Genomic DNA, 21,543 nt, shown 5'->3' with positions numbered 1-21,543 from the left:
TCGGGGCACTCAAAGGTCGTGTCGTGCTTTCCGGATGCTCGACAAACACATCAACTTGCTGGGATTCGGTGTCCTGCTTGACGTTCGCGACGAACCACGGTTCTTCAAGACCGAGAATCTGGCGGTAGAATTCTGTTTCCCGCATCGGTGTTTTCCTTGCCGGAAAATTCTACCGACCCCACAGACTTCCCGGATGGACCTTTTCTTCTCCCATGGCAGTCGGTCTGCCAATCGCGATCTGCCTGCCATCCGGCGAAGTGCAGGTAGGCTCCCGCGATCGCGCGCCCCTCTACAAATCCTCCAATCGCACTTCGTCCAACCAATATTCGCCCGCTCGGCCAAAAAATATCGTCAGGCGTACGCGAGCGGTCTCGGGCGGCGTCGTGAACACGTGAGGCGTCACACGCCATTGATCCGGATCCTGAAGTGCCGCGGTGCCGTCCCACGAATAGCCGGTTGTTGGCGTGACGGATTTTCCGGATTCGTCTTCAAAGATGACTCGCGTGCGAGGCGCCTTGTCTGTGGCCCCGGGACCATGACCGGTGACGTGGTTGTAGTGCGTGATCAGCGCCCGATACCCCGTCTCGCCCGTGACATCCGCCCGCAGAGTCACCGATCCAAGGCTGCCCTCAGGCACCGTGATGTGCGCCGCCTTGTTCCCGGCATAAACACGGTCTTTGACAATTTCTACGTTCCCGCTGGCATTCAATGTCTGATGAGTTTTTTCGCCGCGGACGTCGTCCATGGTGCCGTAGGCGAACGCCGGAACGCTAGACGCTTCAGCGAAGTCCAACGGCGCAAACCGACTGCGAACATGATAACCTCCGAACGTTGGACAGACGGCAGTGTACTGGTCGGGATGAACATTGCCCCGACGCGTCCGGCAAATGTTCATACGCCAAGTACCGTCCTGCCGGCCCGCCCCCAATGCTTCCAGGGGGATCGCAAACTCAGCCGACCACGCTTTGTCTGTGATGCCAACCTCGGCCTTCGCTTGAGAATCCCAAGCCAGATCGGACTCACCGGAATTACCCTCGGGATACCTTGCGTCAAACACACCCCCGCCAGCTCCCAATGTTAATTGGTAGTACGTCTCGCCGCCTGGAGGTTGCAGGAACACTTCGACCGTATCGCCATCAAACACGTCGCCCGAATCACGTTCAGTGCTGTCTGCCAATAGCTTTTTGCAATCTTCTTCTCGTCCGTCCACGAACACGAAAAGGTGCGTGTCATCGAACGCGACCCGGGCTCTTGCGCCTAGGTCGGTGGACGCGGCGTTCTCGGTCATCAAAAAATAGTGCAGCGGTGCCTGCTGCCACACGGCATCATCACCCACCCCATCGACCGTCGGAGTTTCTTTCGCCCTGATAGAGATGAACCGCAACGGCTTTTGCGCCTGCGTGAGTTGAAAGTATGCTCCCCCAGGGGTGACGATGGCGGTCTGGTCTTGGTCACGCGCCTCGATAGATCTCGACAGCGTTGGGGCAAATTCCGCAATTCTGGTCTTGGCCGACTCCCGCAACTCCACCGCTTGCTTGAGCATTTGCACATCCGCAGGATTGAATTGGCCCTGCACACTCATACGGCCCGCTGCCACGAACCCCCGCACCGTGCCCAAGAGCAAGTCATGCTGAGCGACGAGCCGTTCCAGCCGTCGACGCTGCAGATCAGAGAGCTTCCGCTGTTTCGCCTGATCGATAAGTGCACTCGCTTGGTCCAAAATCGGCCAATACGCGGCGAATATTCGATAGCCTCGAGGCTTCTGCTGAGTCACCACGGGCTCGTCGGTGTCGATGCCCTCCAAGTGGACCTTGCGCAGACGTCGTTCCAAAAGATGATAGTATTGAACAACATCGGGGCCCGCCGGGCCATAGAGACCATGGTAATACGTCCGCTCCAATGTCGGAACGTCAGCATCTTTGTCCCACATCAGTTTGGCCATTACATAATGCCCGGCTCCGAGTTGCTCATAGCTTTGCCCCATGTACTCATATGCGCCGTACAGGCCAATCGCGTGTTCGGCTTTGAGTTTCTCGCCAAGGTGGGCTGTCACCGGAGCTATCAAGTTCAAGGAGGAACGTGAATAGTAGGGGATGTCATACTTAACGAAGTTCTTGGTCAAGGCCAGCCATCGCTTCTCGTGCTCATGCTCTGCCTCCCAGCCCCGCCCCTGATTTTCGGCGCTGTTGGTGGCGTGGGACAGCCAGAGATTGGGGTGTACTTTTTCTCTCTGCGGCGAATGCTTGTAGTAACTGTACACATGCGTTGCCAGCAACTTATCAGGGTGCACCCTCGCAACACGCTCCGCGATCGCATTGAAAAACACCAGCAAGCGATCCGTCAACACAGGCTTCTCCGGATCGTCGGCCAGCATCTCTCCACCATCAAGCGCCCGGCACGCCTCACACTCACAAAACCCGCCCCCGTCATTGGGCGAGATAGAAAACATCGTCTTGGTCGGATTCTTATTGAAATATTCAATCGCCGCGTTGGCAAAGATCTCAATGACCTGCTCGTTACTCGTGCAGACCTGCCCGCCGTTGTGCCCCAGGTAGTGGCTTGTCTGCCGCTTACCGTCCACTAGAGCAAAATACTCCGGATGCTCCGCTGCGTATTTTTCGACGGGCAAAATTCTGAACCACGCATGTCCGTATCTCGTGTCACGAATGGAGCCCAGACGCAAGTGTCGTCCGAACAGTTTGTACTCATGGCCTTCGGGGCCGTAGGCTAGCTTTCGGTAGTGCCAATCCGGCGCGTCCGTGATATCCAGATCCGGAAGGACAATCTCGTCCCGGTGCGGGACCACGGTGCCCAACTCGCTGTGCCACGCGAACAACACGCCGACATGCCTTTCTAGCAACTCATAGACCCCGTTTATCGTGCCACATTGAACCGGGTAGTTGCTGCTGATGATCTGAGGGGTCCCGTGAGTATCCGCGCCGACGATGTGGATGTCCCGCCCAACGGTTCTTAGATGAAAGCCTTCGGGCTGGAGATCGTCAGGCGTGATCCCCAACGCCTTCGAAGCCGGGTTCGCGCCGACAAAGACGCGCCCTTTCTCCGGGCTAGCTGCCTTCACGATCGGCAAAGCGACCCCCGTGGACTTCCGAATAAACTCTTGCAACTCACTGGCGGCTAACCGAACGACCGGGCCGGGGTTCGGCCCCTGCACAATCTCGTAATCGCTGGCATGATCCCGGACAAGCACGATCTCTGCCCACGCCTGCCCGGCAAAAGTCCATGCAATTCCAAGAAGTACGGCGGCCTTGGTGGTGTAGCTCATCGTTTCGAAAATTGAAGAGTGGGGATAGCGTTTCCTGATCGGCCGTGATCCAAAGCAACCGGTCCGGACAATACTAATACCTATCAATCCCATGATTCCCCCAAGACGGTTCGGCCGCAGCTCGCAGCCTGATCCGCGATGTGTCCGGATTCGTTGAAACCACCAACATTGTCAGCCAAGGCAAAAACAATGTGCCAGGCTGGCGGCTCCTCTTCAGCACAGTCGCTTTAGTGCTCTGGTGCAGCGAAATTTTAGGGTAGCGGATGCGAATCGATGTGCGCGTTGAGCGAATGATTATGATACTTATTGTCTGCCCAAATCGTCTGCAAACGCGGCTGCGCCGAACGGTCAAGTTGCGGGATGACCGACCTCGCCGCCATGGCATCATCGACGCTCGCAAGCGTGACGCTGACAGCCATCAGCAGGCCAAGCGTATCGACCACGATGTTCCGCTTTCGCCCCGTGATTTTCTTGCCGCCGTCGTATCCGCGGCCTTCACGTGCCTGCGTGCTGGGAACCGTTTTGGAATTGAGGCTACCGGCACTGGCGAACTCATCTCGCTCAGTCGAATCGGCTCGGCGGACCAACTTCACGACATGGGCGTTCAAACGATCCAACCTGCCTTCGTCTCACCACCGTTTGAAGTAATCGTAGACCGTGCTCTTGGGCAACAGGTCATGCGGCAGCATGTCCCACTGACATCCGGTGCGGGCTTGGTACTGAATCGTGTTATACACCCTCTCGCAGATCAACTTGACGAGGTTGGCCGAGATGACTTGGCGGTGTCAATCGCACAGGCTCGGGGCCAATGAATTGCCATTGTTCGTCGGAAATGTCAGATTTATAAGCCCGTCGTTCGGTATTCATCGCGATCCACTCCGTTGCGGCGAAATCCAGATTGTCCGCTTTTACGGCGTTTCCGCCATCAGGCATCTCGGATAGTTTCTCATTCGATGAGTCCAGGATTCTGCAAGTCTGTGGATTCAAACTTGTCAGATGTCTCATTTCCCCTGAAGTGCTACACCACCACCCTGTGCCCTTAACCCCGTGACCATCCACCGTCATTCAAGTTGGGTGATTACAACCGACCATCGCAATAATCTTGGTATCGTTGGTCGACTCGGCCACTTTGCGAATCACCGTGATGGACCAAAAGGCCGACACGCTGATCGTAGGATTCTCCCTTGGCAATCGTGAACGTTGTCGCATGAAAGGCTTTGGGCGCACGTGGCCCCCAAGTCCCATAGTCACGCGTCAGCCAACGGTGCGGCGGGCCGGTGGATGGATGCAAAAAACAAGCCAAACCTTCGCGATCACCACCGTCCACTGGTGCGTGGTAATCGACCCAATTTGCGATTTGTTTATCAGTGCCCTCTTGGTTGATGCCGCCTTCGCTGTTGACGATACGACCACCGCCCGATTCCACGTTGAATGAGTCATTCATGCGAATGTAGGGAATCGCATAATGCGACGTGTCCCGCTTGACGGTGACATCGCCGTAAGCCGCCGTCAGTTGAAACGCGAAATCCAAGAAGTATTCGCCATTACCCAGCGCACGTACACGATACTGACGATGTTCGTCCAGAACCGGCGTTGAACCGTGATACCACGTCAGCTTCTCGCTGAACGTCGCGTTGTTCCCATCGATTTCCAAATCACCGAACGACACGTGTGTGACGCGATCCCGAAACGGAGCGACAGCACGCTTTGCGTCAGGTGATGCTTTCACGCCGGAGTACAGCGCGTTGTAGACGTCGGCGTGCTCGGATTGGCCGGACAACTGCACATGCTTTTCGCCAACCCAGAACGATCGGTGATGCGGATACGGATCCGTCATCTTCACCGTCATCGGGCGACCGCTAGCACTGCAGAAGGGATCAAAGTGTGGCAGATCCACCGAATCGTCATAGCAATAGACGATCTTGGGTTCACCATCGACACGAATGGTCAGACGTCCCGCTTGGTCATCGATCGATACCGCGACACGTGCCTTTGCGGTGGTCGCCGGATCTTCGGAAAGGGCTTTGCCGACACTTAGGGTGCCCGACAGGCATGTCGCGGCCATCATCACCATCAACCAGCGTTCACAGATACGCCGCATCATCGTTTCCATTTCGCCGCGATCAAGAATGAACAGGAACCGCCGGATTCCAACCCATCCCACCGATCGCGTCTGTGGGAGTTGTGGGAATAGAAGACACCGTCGTGAAGATTGCCCGATCGACAATCACGCGTCACACGCAAATGCGATGATCGTGTCAGACCGTCGGCCACTCAAAGCCTTTTCGCATGGGCCGGGTCAACATTCCGTTGGCTTCGTCGTCACCGACGAACTGTTCCGCATCCGGATCCCATTTCAAATTGCGTCCCAACAAGCGCCCAATGTTCAACAAGTGGCAAATGGTGGCGCTTCGGTGTCCGATTTCGACGTCCGCCACCGGCTGTTTGCCAGAGACACAACAATCCAACCAGTTGCCGACATGCGAACGACTCTGGCGCGGATCGTTCTTCAGCAATTCTTCGGCCATTTCCGACGGGTTGGAAGCCAGGCGTCCACGGAAGACTTCCATCTTCGCCTTCTCGCCGACAAAGATCCCGCCTCCGCGATTGCCCTTGTCCAAGTGGACCGTGATTCCATTGGCGAATCGATAAGCCAATTTTGGCGTTGAACAAAGTTCGTTGCCACGAACATTGGATTCCGGCTCGGAATAGGTCGGCAATTCCAAGGCCGGACCATCGACTAAGATTTCCGTTGGCCCGGTGTGGTCCAGCCCCAACGCCGATTGGATTTGATCGAAACCGTGAGTTCCCCAGCCCGTCATTTCGCCACCGCTGTAGGGACGAAAAGAAAGCCAGCCTGGATTTCCGCGCGGAACATACAGTTCTTTGTGGTACGGCACCATCTCGGTGGGTCCACACCACATGTTCCAGTCCAGCCCCGACGGAACCGGTTGGGCGGGCAGATCGCACAACCAGGGACTTTCGTAATTCGCCGCGTGAACCTCTTTGACTTTTCCGATGCCACCGTTGCGGATGAATTCACAACCGATGAAGTTTTCTCGTTGCGACCTTTGATGCGATCCGACTTGAAACGTGATGCCCGTTCGCCGGGCCGCTTTCACCATCAAACGGCCTTCGGGAATCGTCAGCGTCAGCGGCTTTTCGGCATAAATATGTTTTCCGGCCAAGGCCGCGTTGATGCAAACGTTGGCTCGCCAGTGTTCCGGGGTCGCCGTCAAGATTGCGTCCACATCCGAACGATCCAGAACTTCGCGATAGTCCTGGGACACCTCCGATGCATTGTGTTGCTTGGCGATCGATTCCGCACGCGGTCGATTCACATCGCACACGCAAACCACGTCCGTTCGAGGGTCTTTCGCCGCGGCGCTAAAGATAGCCGAACCCTGACGCCCAACACCGACACCCGCAATCGCAATGCGATCGTTCGCACCGGGGCGATCTCCCTGGGCCAACGCCGAACGCGGAATGATGGTGGGGACGGCAAACACCGTCGACGCCGCCGCAGCCTTCTTCATGAAACCGCGGCGGGATTGTTTGGCTTTGGACATCACGAACTCCGTGGGTGACCGATGGTGGGATGGGATGGGGTGGGAAGGTTAGTGATCGGCCGCCGAATCGCTGCGTTACCGACATCGCCGTGACGCAACTGAACCTTGGCCACTGATTCACACGGTGACAGGCTCCGTTTCGCTGATGACCGAACGCAAGTGCTCGATGCTGCGTTCCGCCTGATCCAGCGTCCCGCATTCAACGCTCAACACAATGTCCTGCGGTACCGATTGGCAAGTCTTCACGATCCGTTTCCAGTCGATGACGCCTTCGCCACAAGCGCATCCGACGGCCGTTCCCATGACCTTGCCTCGCTCCGCATCGGACTGTTCGACACTAATGTCCTTGGCATGCACGTGGATCACGCGATCCTTGATTCGCTCGATCCACTCATGAGGATCTTCACCGCCCAAGTAGGCGTTTCCGGTGTCAAAGTTGGCACCCAAGTTGGGTGAATCGACCAAGTTCAAACAGCGATCGTACAAGTCCGGCTTCAGCGAATACGTCTGATGCATTTCAAAGCCGATCTTAATATCACGGCGTTCACAGACCTTCAACGCTTCCATCAACGAATATCGGATCAGCACAAAGTCTTCTTCCATGGTGGTCCATGGTTGTTTGTGCCCTTCGTGCGTGTTGATGATCGGTGCGCCGGCTTCCTTGGCAAACCTTGCCGCCTGCTTGAGATACTCGACCGCGATCTCGGGCTTCGATGCCTGGCTGTGCGATGACAGGGCCGACAGTTTCAGCCCATGCTTTTCGACCATATCGCGAACGCGAAACGGATCGTCCAACATCGAAACACTGTGGAAGTAACGCGCTTCGCTTAGCAGTTCACGGCCCCAATGGACCATCGGTTCGATGTACTCGTACCCCAGATCCGCAGCAAACTCCACGCCCCATTCGAAGGACTTGTGCGATGTCCGGACGGCTTCCAAATTGAGGCCGATTCCTACCTTTCCCATAAACCTTTGTCCCTTTGATGTCGCCTTTGGAAGGCATGTGTTTTTTGGGGCGATGGACACGCCGGCAACGACGCCGGGCCGACGTGGTGACAGCGATCAAACTGTCGACGCGTCCGATCATATCCGTGCTGCTGGCCCGATGCACTGACGGAACTTGCCATATTTCTGGTAGTTTTTTATCACAGGGCCCCGGCGGACATTTTCATCGAATACGCTTCGAACATGGCACAGCAGAAACACGTTCTATTGCTCGTCGAAACTTCGCGAGTCTTCGGTCGCGGCGTGATCGAAGGCATTTCGCGATTCGCCAAAGAACAGGCCGATTGGATCTTCCACTTCCAAGATCGTGGCATCCTGGAAGGCCTGTCGCCATGGCTGCGCAATTGGAAAGGCGACGGGATCATCACGCGTAGTGCCGTTCGATCACTGGCAAAAGAGTTCGACCGTCTGAAATGCCCCGTGGTCGAGTTACTGGGCGACGGACAAACCTTGATCAGCGAAGTCCGCACCGATGAAATGATCACGGCGGAGCATGCGATCGACCATCTGATCAAGCAGGGCTATCCACACGTCGCCTTTTACAGCCATTCCAATTCATGGTGGTCCGACGCACGCTTGAAAGCGTTCGAAACGATCGTCCGACAACGTGGACTAAGCGGTCATGTCTATCCGGGCGCTTTCAAGGGTGACCGCCAGCCCTACCCGCCATGGAAGCCCGCCTATGAAAAGCCCACCCTGCAGTGGCTGGACCAGTTGCCAAAGCCCGTCGGCATTTGGGCGGTCGCTGATTCACAGGCCGTCCGATTATTGGAATCGTGCTGGCAGATCGATTTGCGCGTTCCGGTGGACGTGGGGATCTTGGGCACATCGAACGACGAATTGGTTTGCCGTCTGCTTTCCCCTTCGCTGTCCAGTATCGATTTGGATGCATCCCAGATCGGGTATCACGCCGCCGCGCTGCTGGACCAAAAGATGAACCGGCCGACGCCCAAACGCTCCGGATCGAAGAAACACCCAAAGCCGCGGTTCATTCCACCGGGCGGGGTCGTTTCGCGTGGTTCCACCAATCCGATTGCCATCCATGATCCGGAACTTGCCATGGCCATGCAGATCATCGCACGTGACGCGATGCATGGCTTGACCGTCGAACAGTTGGCCCAGGAAATGTACGTGTCACGAAGCACGTTGGAACGGCGTTTCCGGGCCTATTTCAAACATTCCCCGGCACACGAAATCAATCAAACACGCGTTGAGCGTGCGAAAACACTGTTGCGTGACACCGCTTTGCCTGTGCATGCGGTCTCGGACAAGGTCGGCTTTGCTTCGCCTGAAAATTTCGTTCGTTTCTTCCGTCGAATCGTTGGCAAAACGCCGCGACAGTATCGGCTGCAATTCTTCCACAACATCACCCGTGACGTCGCCACGGACTGATCTTCCCCGTAACCACCAAACGATCTTGATGTTTACACCAATCACTCCGTCGTCCGTCACACGGTATTCGCATAGCGTCGGTACCGCATTGATACTACTTTTCTTATCTGCGGGCCTTTCCATCACCGAACAGCCAATTCTTTTTGGTCAAGACGTTTCGCAGGATGCCTTTCAGTGGCAAAGAACCGAAACCACGTTATCGCTGCACGCGGATGACGAAACGGTATGGAAATTCTGTTGGGGATCAGACGCCAGTAAACCTTACTTTCATCCGATCGCCGTTGGCGGAAGAACCCTGACCTGGAATCAGCCCGCCGATCACATTTGGCACCACGGATTGTGGTTCAGTTGGAAATACATCAATGGCGTAAACTATTGGGAATTGGATCGCGAATCCGGATTGCCCGCTGGAAGAACCGTTTGGGAATCCCCAGATGTTGAGACACACAACGATGGGTCGGCAACCATTCGGATGCAATTGCGGTATCAGCAAGGCGATGCCCCGGTCACGGTGCTGACCGAAGATCGAAAGATCCAGGTATCCGCACCTTCGGCCGATGGATCGTTCACCATCGATTGGCAATCGACTTTTCGCGCAACGATCGATGTGACGTTGGATAGGACACCGCCGCAAAAGAACTATGGCGGATACGCCGGTCTGTCCGTTCGGTTTGCAAAGGACTTAACGAACCGAAACGCAATTGGAGTTGCCGGACCTTTGAAATTCGATGACAACAACCGACATCGTGGTCACGGCAAAGCGGTCGATTACCAAGGCACCATTGACGGAACCGCCGTCGGCTTGGCGGTCCTGGACCATCCCGACAACCCCCGCCACCCGACGCCGTGGTACATCGTGCGTTCCGGCCAGATGGGCTATATCAATGCGTCGTTACTGCACGACAGTCCGTTAAAGATGAAGAAGGGTGAACATCTGACATTGCGGTATCGATTGATCGCGCACCTTGAAAATTGGACCAACGGGCAACTACGTGCGGCCTGCGCTCAGTGGCGGTAAACCGACGGCTTTGGACATCGCCAACCATACCACTGGCGATCGCGTGATGATGGCTGTTGGTGGCGACGATCGCCCCATTCGGTGGCGGACATCTTTGGCACGAAATTTTCAGCATGGCCGTCGACGAAGTTCCGCCGCACTTTGGATTCGCCCAATCCCCATCATTTGACCACATGCTAAATCCACGCCAGTCGATCGTTGTCACTTCGGCTCTGATGCTGTTATTGCCGATTGCCAAACCCATCTTTGCCGACCCACCGAAGGCAGAATCAATGTCGCGCCCCACCGTTCTGATCTTTGACGTCAATGAAACGTTGCTGGACTTGAAACCGCTCAAAACGTCGGTGGGATCCGTGCTTAACGGGCGGGAAGATTTATTGCCGCTGTGGTTTTCAACGATGCTGCATTACTCGTTGGTTGAAAACTCGATCGACCAGTATCACAGCTTTGGCGACATCGGCGTTGCGGCCCTGCAAATGGTGGCCAATCGTGAGGGGATCTCTCTGTCGCCCGAACAGGCCCGCGAAGCCATCGTTCCGGTGATCCGATCGTTGCCGGCGCATCCAGATGTGATCGAAGGGCTGCGAGCGTTGAAAAAACAGGGCTATCGATTGGTCAGCTTGACCAATTCGTCGACCGCTGGGGCCGAAGCTCAGCTACAAAACGCCGGGCTGACGGACTTATTTGAAAAGCGATACAGCGTTGAGGCGGTCCGCAAGTTCAAGCCGGATGGTGCCACCTACCGAATGGTTCTGGATGACATGGGCGTGGCTCCTTCGGATGCCATGATGGTCGCCGCTCATGCCTGGGACCTCGCAGGCGCCGATCACGTGGGACTACAGACCGCCTTCATCGCTCGCCCCGGCGCATCGCTGTATCCGAATGCGAACAAGCCAGACGTCATCGTTGATAATCTACATGAACTGGCGAATCGATTGGCTCGGTGAAGACGGTCCGTATCTGCGAAGCCGGCTGAGAGTTTTGCACCAGCGTTCTCTACTGAAACCGACGTGAAAACCCACCGTTGACGTTGATCGTTTGGCCGGTAACGAATGTGTGTCGTGCGGTGGCGAGGTAACGGACCGCGTCGGCGACATCTTGAGGGGTTCCCCAACGTTGCATCAACGACTGTTCCCGGGCCCGGCGGTCCCAGTATTCGCTGGTGCTGTCGCCCCAGCTGGTGCGAATCCATCCAGGAGCCACAGTATTGACGCGAATTTTCGGCGCAACTTGCTGGGCCAGACTATTGGCAAACGCACGCACGGCAGCTTTGACAGGACCAAACATCTGCCCCGCATCCATCTCCATTCCCTCAATCGCTTGATCCCAACTGATGAAAGTTAGCGATGGCGGAGGGTTGCCGGTTTGCTTCTGCAACCGGTCGATGACGTGTCGCGACAAGCGAGCCGTGCCGACAACTTCAACGCGCAGCAAACGTTCCAGCTTTTCCTGAAACGTCCACTGGGCCGCATCGCCGGTCAGCACATCGACGCCCGCGTTGTTGACCCACGTGTCGACATGACCGAGACGTTGAAAGGCTTCCTGGGCAAAACGATCGATATCGTCATCGTGTGCGAAATCCGCGGACAGGCACAAAGCATCGGCCCCTGCGGATCGAACCATGTCCGCCGTTTCGTCGGCCCCCGGCTCGTTGGTGCGATAGTGCACCAGCACGCGTGCGGCCCCCGCGGCGGCCAAGTCGATCGCGATGGATCGCCCGATGCCCGATGAAGCACCGGTAACGACCACATTCGTTCCTTGCATGGGAAGCAATGCGTCACGATCACTGCCGGTCATCGGTCCACCGAGATGGCTTCGGCATAGGACAATTCACCGGTCCAACCGTCGTAGTATTGGAACACGACCTGTGGATGCGGATACGCCACCAAGCGTTTGTCGCCACGCTGGACCGGCATGTTGAACACGTTGTTGATTTGGACCACACAGTAGTGCGGGTACAATCGCTGTAATCGAGGAACGTCTGCCAGAATGTAGCTGCTCCAGCGGATATCGCATTCACGCGGTCCGAACTTGAACTTGCCGGTCGCCGGACGATCACTTTCATCCAATTCCGGCACGTGATTGACGCTGTTGTGCGGCCCGCAACAAAACTCCCAAATGTCATCGGTGATCTTGATGGCAAAGCTGTTGTGCAAGTCTCCGGTCATGACGAAGACTTTCTTACCCAGGTCTGACCAAGCATCGATCAGCCTTTCACGTTCGTCAAAAAATCCAGTCCAAGCTTCTTCCTTGTTCGCGGCATCAGCTTCGAAGCCGCCCGCGCCGCTGTGCGGAATCATGAATGGAACGGTGGAAACAACAAAGAAGAAGTCCGCGTCGCTGGAACGCATCGAATCGATCAGCCACTGGTATTGGTCGTCGCCCAACATGGACACCCCCGCCTTTCCACGATCGGTCACATCGTGCATGTCACGGTTTCCCCGCGTGTCCAGCAGATAGAAATCGCAGTTTCCGACGCGAAAGCTGCCATAGCTGCGACGTCCGATCGAATAGCTGACGCGTGGATCATCGACCTTGGCCGGCATGTGCAAACGCAGCGTGTGTTTGTCGATCACCTCAGCGATGTCGTAGACGTACGAATTTTGGTTGCCCGAATCATCGTCGAATTGCATGTCATTCACGCCGGCCGCTGCGGTGCCCCAATGCACGTGCAAATTGCCCATCTGATCCAGCGGCAACGCTGTGAAATCCGCTTCGGGATCGACCAGTCGGTCGCTGCCCGCCTTCATTGAAGCAAACCCGAAGTGGACGGGGTGATCAAACGCCATCGGGTTGGCCCAGCCTAGGTAGTTCATCCAGGCCTTGGTACCGATATCCCGAAACACCGTCCGGCGGTGACGTTTGCCCGGCTGGCCACTGCCCCAGATGTCGTTGACCAATTCGTGGTCATCAAAGGTGAAATAGCTGGGAACATGACGGTGCCACTTCGCCAGTTCGACACCGCGTGAAAGATAAAGCTTGTAGTTTTCCCAAACCCCGGTGATCGTCGGCATCACTTCAGTGACTTTGGGGTGCTGCGGTGCACCTTGAACCAGTCGCCAAGCCTCGGCCGGATAGTCACGAAGTTCTTCGTACAACCAGTCGCCGTTCATGATGTGAAAGTGAACGTCGTCGGCCCAATCCCGATTCAGATGCTCGTAGGTCGGCGTGCGGTGCCCGATACCGTGCAACGGATTTTGATTCGCACAAGAACCGATCTGGAATCGAAAATTGAACAAACCGTCCGGGTTGTATTGCTGGTTCCGTGATGCATCGGCGCTGGGCAACGTTCGAAATGATCCGGGCAAACCATGGGGGCGATCGTTTACGACCAATTGATAGTGATAGCGCGTGTCTGGCTTCAAACCATCCACGGTCACTGAACCCGTATTGTCATCTTCCAATCGTGTTGTGGCCGGCCGACTTACCATCGTTAAATGATTTGGGTCTTTACCAAAACGCACGACAAACTGGCCGGGATCCGAGGTGCGGCCCCAAACACGAACGCGATCGTGCCGCACGTGCCCCAACATGGGACCGTGAGTCAAGCGGATCGGATCGCGAGCACGCGCGTCGGCAAAATCAGTGTCTTCCGCGGACAAACGTTGCGCAGGTATGACGGCGCCGAACCAAAGCGTACCGATAAGCAATGCGACCGCGCGCATCGAAGTGGATGCCATGACTGTCTGGTGGGCTGAGGCGATGAAGTAGAAGCGTCGGAGCGGGCTGGGGCGACGTCGGCAGATCAAGGTCAACCGACATGGCAACGCGGATCATTGTAAACCCGCATCTTCGCACAAGCGACACGGCGTTGAACGGCGGTGACTTTGTCGATCGCTCACCCGCTGCGTCATTCACCGCAAGTTGACAATGTGATCTGCAAGCGAAAAGCGGCTGTCATGTTTCTCTAGTCAGCGGCGAGGCGCTAGCCGCCGGTACCGGATTCCTGGACCGGCGGCTAGCGCCTTGCCGCTCAAGATATATGCACCGGCGGCTAGCGTCTTACCGCTCACGGAGGACACATCGGCGGTTGGCGCCCCGCCGCACAAAATAAACATACCGGCCGCTAGCGCCTTGCCGCTCACTTGAGAAACACCGGCGGCTAGCGCCTTGCCGCTCAAGATATATGCACCGGCGGCTAGCGCCTTGCCGCTGAAAAGGGACACATCGGCGGTTGGCGTTGTGGCGGTCGATAGACAGGTCGACGGGTCGGACTAGGCGACGATGTCGTGGATGACTTTCGCCGGCTTCACGCCTGTCAAACGTTGATCGAGCCCCTTGAAACGCACACTCATCGAATGGTGATCAAATCCCAGCAGATGTAGCAGCGTGGCATGAAAGTCGCGCAAGTGGACCGGGTTTTCCGCCGCCGTGTAACCAACCGGATCCGTTTCACCATAGGTCATACCGCTGCGCACACCCGCGCCGGCCATCCACATCGTGAAAGCTTCCGGGTTGTGATCGCGGCCGACGAAGGTCATTTCGCCACCGCCACGATTCTCTCGCATGGGTGTCCGTCCAAATTCGCCGCCCCAGATGACCAGTGTTTCATCCATCAAGCCACGTTGCTTCAAATCTGCCAACAACGCCGCAATCGGCTTGTCGGTCTGCTGACACTTGTCTTGAAAGCCATGGTTCAGCGCTTCGGACTTGGCCGCACCGTGCGAGTCCCAACCCCAGTCGAACAGTTGGACATAGCGGACCCCTTGTTCGACCAAACGTCTCGCCAGCAAGCAATTGTTGGCAAACGATTCTTTGTCGGGATCGGCACCGTAAGCCTCCAGGGTAGCCGCCGTTTCGCTGCGCAGATTCATCACCTCCGGTGCAGCCGCTTGCATCCGATAGGCCATTTCGTACTGCGCGATGCGGGTGACCGTTTCCGGATCACCGAACCGTTGCAACGACTGGCGGTTCATGTCCTCCAGTGCATCCAAAACTCGTCGTCGGGATTGACGCGTCACGCCTTCGGGATTCGCCGCACACAATACCGGTTCGCCTTGACTGCGGCACTGGACGCCTTGATAAACCGATGGCAAAAAACCGGATCCCCACAACGCTTTGCCGACACGAGGCAATCGTCCACCGGACAACAGCACGATGAAACCGGGAAGGTCGGCGTTTTCGCTGCCCAGTCCCCAAGTCACCCAGGATCCGATCGACGGCGAACCCATCGGCGCCGCACCGGTGTGCACCATCAACTGGGCCGGACCGTGGTTGAACTGTTCGGTCTGCATCGTTTTGATCAAACACAGATCGTCGGCATGTTTGGCCAAGTGCGGCAGCCGATCACTGACCCAAGTGCCGCTGTCGCCGTGCCGAGCAAACGGATACTGCGGCCCTAGCATCATGGGGCGACCGTTGATGAAGGCGAATCGTTTTCCTTCCAAGAAGGAATCGGGGCACGGCTTGCCATTAAGCCGATCTAAATCCGGTTTGTAATCGAACAGTTCCAGCTGGCTGGGCGCGCCCACCATGTGCAAATAGATCACGCGTTTGACCTTCGCCGGCTTCGGCGGTTCCAGCGGGCTAAGCGGATTGTCGGGCGCGTGATTGATTTGAATCTTCGACGGATTTGCCTGCGACGTTGCGGCCTGACTGGCCATCCAGATCGCACCCAAGCCGATGGGACAATCCATCAAGAAACGCCGTCGCGTCACGTCGTCGATGCGACGACGTTGAAATGTCTGGGAAAGGTTTTCGCGTTGCATCGTCATTACTTGTTGGTAATCTCGTCCAGATTCAACAGCACGGTGGCCACATCGATCATCGCCGCTTCGGCATCGCCGCCATCCGCCAACACTGCTTCGTACAAGCGAACCAAACGGCCACGTTCATCGCGATCGGGCGGGCGCGTGGTCACCGCTTCGAAACCCCAAGCAATTTGGTCTGATGTTGGTCGATTCAGATGTCGCATGGAGCGTGCCAATGCGCTGGCACATTCAACAAAGGTATCGTCATTCAGCGTGACCAATGCTTGCAGCGGAGTGTTGCTGCGTAGGCGTCGTGGCGTACAAAATTCTCGCGACGGTGCATCGAATGTCGCAAACATGGGATACGGGATGCTACGTTTGGTATACGTGTAGATCGAACGCCGATAACGATCACCGCTGTTGACCGGTGCAGTGTCCCATTTGTCACCACCCTGAAACGGTTTCCACACGCCTTCGGGGATCGGCGGATGAACCGGTGCGCCGCCAATTTCGTTGGACAACAGACCGCTGGCGGCCAGTGCGGCGTCACGGACCATTTCCGCCGTCATGCGGAATCGCGGTCCGCGTGCCAAATAACGATTCGCGGCATCCTCGGCCCGCCGGTCGTCGCTGCAGTTGGCCGATTGACGATACGTTGCCGACAACACAATGTCACGCACCAATGGCTTCAGCGACCAATCGTCGCTGCCGCGAAACCGAGACGCCAGATATTCAAGCAATTCCGGATGCGTCGGCGGATCACCGCTGCTGCCGAAATCCTCCTCCGTGGCCACCAACCCCATTCCGAACAGCCGCGCCCAAACACGATTGACAAAGACACGTGGCGTCAGCGGATTTTCATCGCTGACCAGCCACCGGGCCAAGTCCATACGATCGGCCGGACCGCCATCGGAGGCCGTGTTCAAGTCCGGCAGTACCGCTGGAACATCTGGCTGAACCCGTTGCCCCTTGGTCAAAAACAACCCGCGATCGAACACGTGGGTCGGACGTTTCAAATGATCCGGACGTTCCGCCAGGACGGGAATCCCAACACTGGGTATTTGCTGTCGCTGACTGATCCGATGATTCAGATCGCGGTGAAGTTGCAGTAATTCTGGATCATTCAAACGATCGGAAATCGTCGGATCACCCGACAGATCCAACCGCCCGCGTCGGCTGACCAATGGGAACGCGGCCAACAATTGGACGTTGTGTTTCAGACGCACCTCGATCCGCGCGTCGCTTTCCAGCTTGACGGGCTGTTCCAATATCAGTGCGACACGTCGCGAATGGTGAATCCGACTGTAGGCTGCGAAGCCCTGTTTGCTTTTGTCATTCAGCGAATCACTGGGACGCATGAAAGGATCCGGATCATCGACCACCAGCCTTTCGATCGGCAGTTCCGTTGCCTTGCCCTCCGCGTCGATGGAACGGACCTTGATCGACGACAGCACGAACCCCCATTCCGAATCGGCCAAACCGCTTTCGGGATCACGCGGCCGCAGCGTCAGCCGGATCGCCGACAATGCATCCATGGCGTCATCCGGCTGGGCGGTCAATGTAATTGTCGTACCGCTGGAAAGCGTATCGACCGTCACGAACTCCTGTCCCGCTGCGGCACGCGGGTCGTCTTGGACGATGACCTCGGTTTGCTTGTCGGCCGTTGCATCGAATTGCACCGGAGCCCGCCAGTCGATCACGTCGTCGTTCAGGATTGCTGATTCGGCCTGGAAAATTTGCTTCCGAAGCGATTCGATCTGGCGATCCAATTTGCCCGCCCGACTTTCATCGGTCTCGTCCAGCGGCACCTGCAACAGCGGATAATCTTCGTTCAAGTCACAGTCGGCCGTGTTGTTGAAGAACGCGACGAACTGGTAATACTCCTCGTGCTGAATCGGATCGTACGGGTGACTGTGACACTGAACGCAACCGAAGGTGATGCCTTGCCAAGTTTGCCAAACCGTATTGACGCGATCCAGCACCGCCGCGACACGAAATTCCTCGTCGTCCGTACCACCTTCTTCATTCGTTTGCGTCAAACGATGCGCCGCGGTGGCCAAGCGATCGTCGATCGACGGCTGATCGACCAAATCGCCCGCAATTTGCTTGATGGTAAATTCGTCAAACGGCATGTCGGCATTGATCGATCGCACCACCCAATCGCGATACTTCCAAATCCGACGACGTCCATCCAGCCCCAGCCCGCGTGAATCGGCGTAGCGAATCTGATCCAACCAAGCCGACGCCCAGCGTTCGCCGAAACGGGGATCCGACAGCAAGCGATCGACTTCCATGGCGTACGCGGCTTCGCCGAAACGATCCACTTCATCCAAAAACCGGCGACGATCGGCGACCGAAGGCGGGATTCCGGTTAGATCAAACGTCACGCGTCGTAGCCACAGTGACGGATCTGCAGCTTCGTTGGGTTTCCAGCCGATTGCTTCCAATTGGGACAAGACATACGCGTCGATTTCGTTGTTGCACCAATCGGGATCATCGGCGGAGGGCGCCGATGGCCGACGCACCGGTTGATAGGCCCATGGCAACGCCCAATTCGCACCCTGTTGAATCCAGGTTCGCACCAACTGTTTTTCGTTGTCGGACAGCGGGGCCCCGTGTTCCGGTGGCGGCATCACGTAGTCGGGATCATCGGATTCGATGCGTTCGACCATCATCGAATCATCAGGCTGTCCCGGTTCGAAGGCCCAAATGGCGGCCTCGCGACTGGCAAAGGACAGATCGGCGGCCGCTTTGACCCCGCCATGACAGCCGGCACAGTGCTCGTTCAACAAAGGCCGAATCTGTTTGGCAAAATCGACCTTCGATGAAACTTCAGAGCGTGATGGCGGCGTGGCCGAATCGTCGGGATTCGAATCCGCCGCGAAACCGACGTAGGGACAGAGAGCGACAACCAGGAATCGCAGAATCGTTCGCAGCATGCGCGATTGGAATCGGGGCAAGACGGGACGGGGCGGGGAATCAAGGGGATCGCCACTAGGTAATACCGAGCAGCGTGTTCTCCAGTCTAACCGCACCACGGGCCCGTCGTCGAACATCCGACGAAGCCGAAAATTTCGGCCCCGTCGACTCAGGCGATGACTTCAAATGTTCCCAGCGTTCCGGGAATATTCAGGTTATCGCCACCGTCAATCACGTAGTCCCCCGTGATGGACACCGTGTAAAAACCCGGCAATACCACATAATCGTCGCGGAACCCCAGCAATTCAAACAGCGTCCGTGGATCGGGTCCCGGTCCACCGGCGATCCCACGCGTCGGAACGATTTGGCCGGAACTGTCGGTCACTTGAACGACACCAAAATTGTCGGGGACGAACCGGATTTCCGATTCCGTGTCGCTGGATCGCAGCACAAATTCCGGTGGGCCGTCAGTCAACGAAAGTTGCGTGGTCAGCAATTCCACCGCCGGTGGCGTTACGTCATCGGGGTTGTCCGGCCCATCCTGGATCTCCAGACGGAAAGTGCCCAGGTCCGCCGCTTCGCTAAGATTGCCCGCACCGTCGATTAGGTATCCACGTCCCGCGGTGACGGTGTAGACGCCTTCGACAAACCCATCGGGTCCGGGTTCAATTTCGCGAACCACGAACACGCCTTCGCCTGGCAGATCGCCACCAGTGAAGGTCACCGATCGCTCAAACTGTCGGCCGTTTGGATCGGTCACGACTAATTGACGGTTATCGTTGACGCGAACCGATCCCGTCCCCGGTTGGGCAAACGAATCATCGGTCAAGTTCAACACGAATGACGGTGTGTTGCGACCGTTGTAGGTGAAGGTTTGCCCCGCCGGCAAACTAGCCACTGGCGGTGTGGTGTCGTCCGACGTGCTGATGCGGCGGACGCGGAATTCATCGACCACGACTTCTTCGACGCCCGCTGTTTCCGAATCGCTCATCCAAATCCAAAAGGTGGCTGACCTCGTCCCCTCCGGTGCACTGCTTGGCAACTGATACGTCTCGCTTGCGCCCGACGGCATGGTGATGAAGAACTCGCCGATTTCATTGTAATTTTCGTCAAAGTAATCCACGCCGAACGTGACATTCCGTTCGTCTGCGTCACCGCTGCGGCTGATCGACAAATCGATCTCAATCGTTTCGAAACCGTCGACTTGGAACTCCGTCCACACCGCCGTTTCTTGGCTGCCCAAAATCACGAGGTCATCGTTCAGGGTATCGAGCGACAGTTCCACTCCACCGCCATCGCTGCGCCATTCGGAATCCGCAAATATCACTGGTTCTGGCGACGGTGGACCGGCGTACTGAAAGAATCCGTCGGTGTGCAGCACATCGCCACGCCCAAAACCTGAAACGATTCCATCGCCGGGCAACCAAGTCCCGCTGCTGAAGGTGGAACTGGATTCCGATTCGATCGACACGCCATCAATGATCACCTTGTCGACCTTTAGGTTTCGATCGAATCCTTGATCGGGCAGGTACAAATCGTTGGTAAAGCGAACTTGAACACGTGACGGATCGATCGCACCGACATAGCCGCTGGTATCAAAGTGGTAGGACTGCATCTCGGTCGTGGCCACCCAGGAAGCTACGACTTCGCCGTCGACCAACAGTTCAAAGATCTCTTCGCCCGTTGAACCGGCCGCTTCCACCGTGATCGCCGATTCCGAGGAATCGGCCAAGCTGTATCGATAACGGGATTGGACATCGCGGGTCACGATCAATTCAGATTCGATCGCCCCGATCTGGCGTTCCAAAACCCAGTCGGCCGATGCGTCCGGATCGCTCGAAAACCCCGTCACATCGTCGGATGCCGAAACGTCACAACCGGCAAGTGACGCCATGGTTCGGATTAAATGCAAACCATCATCGCCGGCCGCCGATCGACATCCGTAAACCAGGACATCGGCGCCAGCGGCAAACGCATCGTTCCACTGACGCAATTGATCCGCATGGTCCCGCAACTGATTCGCGTCGACACGCTGGTCGCCCAGTCGCAACACGCCCACGTCGCCATGAGTGATCAGGTGCACCGTCCTGACATCGCGGCGACCCGATAGTGCCGTGGTCACTTGGTCGATCAGCGAAGCCTGAGAATCCAACAGTTGGATTTCCGCGGAAGGATCGACATCGGCCAACAGCAGATCGATGTCGGCAACGTCATCAGCAACCAACACCAACGTCTCGCAGACTTCACGCGACGCCGAATCAGGGCAGGGCGTCTGTGCGATGGTGGCGGCGGGTGCTTGCGGCGCCGCGACGGCGATTCCTGCATCGGCCGCCAGCATCAATCGAGGTTCCAGATTGCTGACCGACCAACCGAGAGGCTGTTGATATTCCGCCGCCACTCGACCGCATCGTCCGTCGCCGCGGGCTAGGATCGCATCGGAAAGATTCTTCCGTGCTGGTTTTTTCTGCGCGGGCGGCTCTTGGCGAGGGTTCGTGTTGGCGGTGAACCGACGCAACGGCGAGAACGACATGATGCAAGCCTCGGAGAATCAAATAACGTCAAACCACAACAAAACATTGCCCGCGGAAAGCTTGCGGCAATCAAGCAAGCCGACCGCCGATCTTAGCCGGATGCTAATCGGTGGCCGGGACGCGTTGGGATGAAGAT

At 57.0% G+C, this 21,543-nt stretch carries 14 protein-coding genes; 3 read left to right on the top strand and 11 right to left on the bottom strand.

Annotation, left to right across the window (positions count from 1 at the left end; genetic code table 11):
* Positions 1 to 289: 289 nt before the first annotated feature.
* The 6 genes from HFP54_RS16230 to HFP54_RS16205 form a co-directional block, all read right to left on the bottom strand.
* Positions 290 to 3,283, bottom strand: a complete 2,994-nt coding sequence (locus HFP54_RS16230) for a DUF4838 domain-containing protein (protein WP_168565912.1) — start codon at positions 3,281 to 3,283, stop codon at positions 290 to 292.
* A 251-nt stretch (positions 3,284 to 3,534) separates the two neighbouring features.
* Positions 3,535 to 3,876, bottom strand: a complete 342-nt coding sequence (locus HFP54_RS16225; RefSeq protein WP_168565911.1) for a transposase — start codon at positions 3,874 to 3,876, stop codon at positions 3,535 to 3,537.
* Positions 3,877 to 3,912: 36 nt separating this feature from the next.
* Positions 3,913 to 4,020, bottom strand: coding sequence for a transposase (locus tag HFP54_RS25980; protein WP_168565910.1), 108 nt, complete (start codon positions 4,018 to 4,020; stop codon positions 3,913 to 3,915).
* 341 nt (positions 4,021 to 4,361) lie between these two features.
* Complete coding sequence (locus HFP54_RS16215) at positions 4,362 to 5,387, bottom strand: DUF6807 family protein (RefSeq protein WP_235951891.1); 1,026 nt, start codon at positions 5,385 to 5,387, stop codon at positions 4,362 to 4,364.
* Between the two features lie 154 nt (positions 5,388 to 5,541).
* Entirely contained in the window at positions 5,542 to 6,852 is a 1,311-nt protein-coding gene (locus HFP54_RS16210; RefSeq protein WP_168565909.1) for a Gfo/Idh/MocA family protein, read from the bottom strand.
* A gap of 117 nt (positions 6,853 to 6,969) precedes the next feature.
* The gene (locus tag HFP54_RS16205) at positions 6,970 to 7,818 is read right to left on the bottom strand and encodes a sugar phosphate isomerase/epimerase family protein (protein ID WP_168565908.1); all 849 of its coding nucleotides are present in this window, start codon (positions 7,816 to 7,818) and stop codon (positions 6,970 to 6,972) included.
* Between the two features lie 222 nt (positions 7,819 to 8,040).
* Between HFP54_RS16205 and HFP54_RS16200 the strand changes: the two genes are divergently transcribed.
* The 3 genes from HFP54_RS16200 (at position 8,041) to HFP54_RS16190 (ending at position 11,214) form a co-directional block, all read left to right on the top strand.
* Entirely contained in the window at positions 8,041 to 9,249 is a 1,209-nt protein-coding gene (locus HFP54_RS16200; RefSeq protein ID WP_168565907.1) for an AraC family transcriptional regulator, read from the top strand.
* A gap of 28 nt (positions 9,250 to 9,277) precedes the next feature.
* Positions 9,278 to 10,267 (top strand): DUF6807 domain-containing protein, encoded by a 990-nt coding sequence (locus HFP54_RS16195; protein ID WP_168565906.1) that lies wholly within the window; start codon positions 9,278 to 9,280, stop codon positions 10,265 to 10,267.
* A gap of 215 nt (positions 10,268 to 10,482) precedes the next feature.
* The gene (locus HFP54_RS16190; RefSeq protein WP_390657584.1) at positions 10,483 to 11,214 is read left to right on the top strand and encodes a haloacid dehalogenase type II; all 732 of its coding nucleotides are present in this window, start codon (positions 10,483 to 10,485) and stop codon (positions 11,212 to 11,214) included.
* Between the two features lie 49 nt (positions 11,215 to 11,263).
* Here HFP54_RS16190 and HFP54_RS16185 read toward each other — a convergent pair whose 3' ends face one another.
* The 5 genes from HFP54_RS16185 to HFP54_RS16165 form a co-directional block, all read right to left on the bottom strand.
* Entirely contained in the window at positions 11,264 to 12,064 is an 801-nt protein-coding gene (locus HFP54_RS16185) for an SDR family NAD(P)-dependent oxidoreductase (protein WP_235951887.1), read from the bottom strand.
* Complete coding sequence (locus HFP54_RS16180; protein ID WP_235951885.1) at positions 12,061 to 13,947, bottom strand: alkaline phosphatase D family protein; 1,887 nt, start codon at positions 13,945 to 13,947, stop codon at positions 12,061 to 12,063. The genes HFP54_RS16185 and HFP54_RS16180 overlap by 4 nt, the downstream gene beginning before the upstream one ends.
* Before the next feature lie 534 nt (positions 13,948 to 14,481).
* Positions 14,482 to 15,975, bottom strand: coding sequence for a DUF1501 domain-containing protein (locus HFP54_RS16175; protein ID WP_146413371.1), 1,494 nt, complete (start codon positions 15,973 to 15,975; stop codon positions 14,482 to 14,484).
* A 5-nt stretch (positions 15,976 to 15,980) separates the two neighbouring features.
* The gene (locus HFP54_RS16170; RefSeq protein WP_168565905.1) at positions 15,981 to 18,896 is read right to left on the bottom strand and encodes a PSD1 and planctomycete cytochrome C domain-containing protein; all 2,916 of its coding nucleotides are present in this window, start codon (positions 18,894 to 18,896) and stop codon (positions 15,981 to 15,983) included.
* Between the two features lie 149 nt (positions 18,897 to 19,045).
* Positions 19,046 to 21,406 (bottom strand): DUF4347 domain-containing protein, encoded by a 2,361-nt coding sequence (locus HFP54_RS16165; protein ID WP_168565904.1) that lies wholly within the window; start codon positions 21,404 to 21,406, stop codon positions 19,046 to 19,048.
* Positions 21,407 to 21,543: the final 137 nt, after the last annotated feature.

The organism is Crateriforma spongiae (genome assembly GCF_012290005.1).
GTDB lineage: Bacteria > Planctomycetota > Planctomycetia > Pirellulales > Pirellulaceae > Crateriforma > Crateriforma spongiae.
Note: the sequence above shows the minus strand (reverse complement) of the source record. Positions and strands in the feature narration are given on the sequence as shown.

Excerpts from the sequence above, each read along its gene's own strand:
- HFP54_RS16180 (WP_235951885.1), bottom strand. The coding sequence starts at position 13,947 with ATGGCATCCACTTCGATGCGCGCGGTCGCATTGCTTATCGGTACGCTT.
- HFP54_RS16190 (WP_390657584.1), top strand. The coding sequence starts at position 10,483 with ATGCTGTTATTGCCGATTGCCAAACCCATCTTTGCCGACCCACCGAAG.
- HFP54_RS16170 (WP_168565905.1), bottom strand. The coding sequence starts at position 18,896 with ATGCTGCGAACGATTCTGCGATTCCTGGTTGTCGCTCTCTGTCCCTAC.
- HFP54_RS16215 (WP_235951891.1), bottom strand. The coding sequence starts at position 5,387 with ATGATGCGGCGTATCTGTGAACGCTGGTTGATGGTGATGATGGCCGCG.
- HFP54_RS16205 (WP_168565908.1), bottom strand. The coding sequence starts at position 7,818 with ATGGGAAAGGTAGGAATCGGCCTCAATTTGGAAGCCGTCCGGACATCG.
- HFP54_RS16230 (WP_168565912.1), bottom strand. The coding sequence starts at position 3,283 with ATGAGCTACACCACCAAGGCCGCCGTACTTCTTGGAATTGCATGGACT.
- HFP54_RS16185 (WP_235951887.1), bottom strand. The coding sequence starts at position 12,064 with ATGACCGGCAGTGATCGTGACGCATTGCTTCCCATGCAAGGAACGAAT.
- HFP54_RS16210 (WP_168565909.1), bottom strand. The coding sequence starts at position 6,852 with ATGTCCAAAGCCAAACAATCCCGCCGCGGTTTCATGAAGAAGGCTGCG.
- HFP54_RS16200 (WP_168565907.1), top strand. The coding sequence starts at position 8,041 with ATGGCACAGCAGAAACACGTTCTATTGCTCGTCGAAACTTCGCGAGTC.
- HFP54_RS16195 (WP_168565906.1), top strand. The coding sequence starts at position 9,278 with ATGTTTACACCAATCACTCCGTCGTCCGTCACACGGTATTCGCATAGC.
- HFP54_RS16175 (WP_146413371.1), bottom strand. The coding sequence starts at position 15,975 with ATGCAACGCGAAAACCTTTCCCAGACATTTCAACGTCGTCGCATCGAC.
- HFP54_RS16165 (WP_168565904.1), bottom strand. The coding sequence starts at position 21,406 with ATGTCGTTCTCGCCGTTGCGTCGGTTCACCGCCAACACGAACCCTCGC.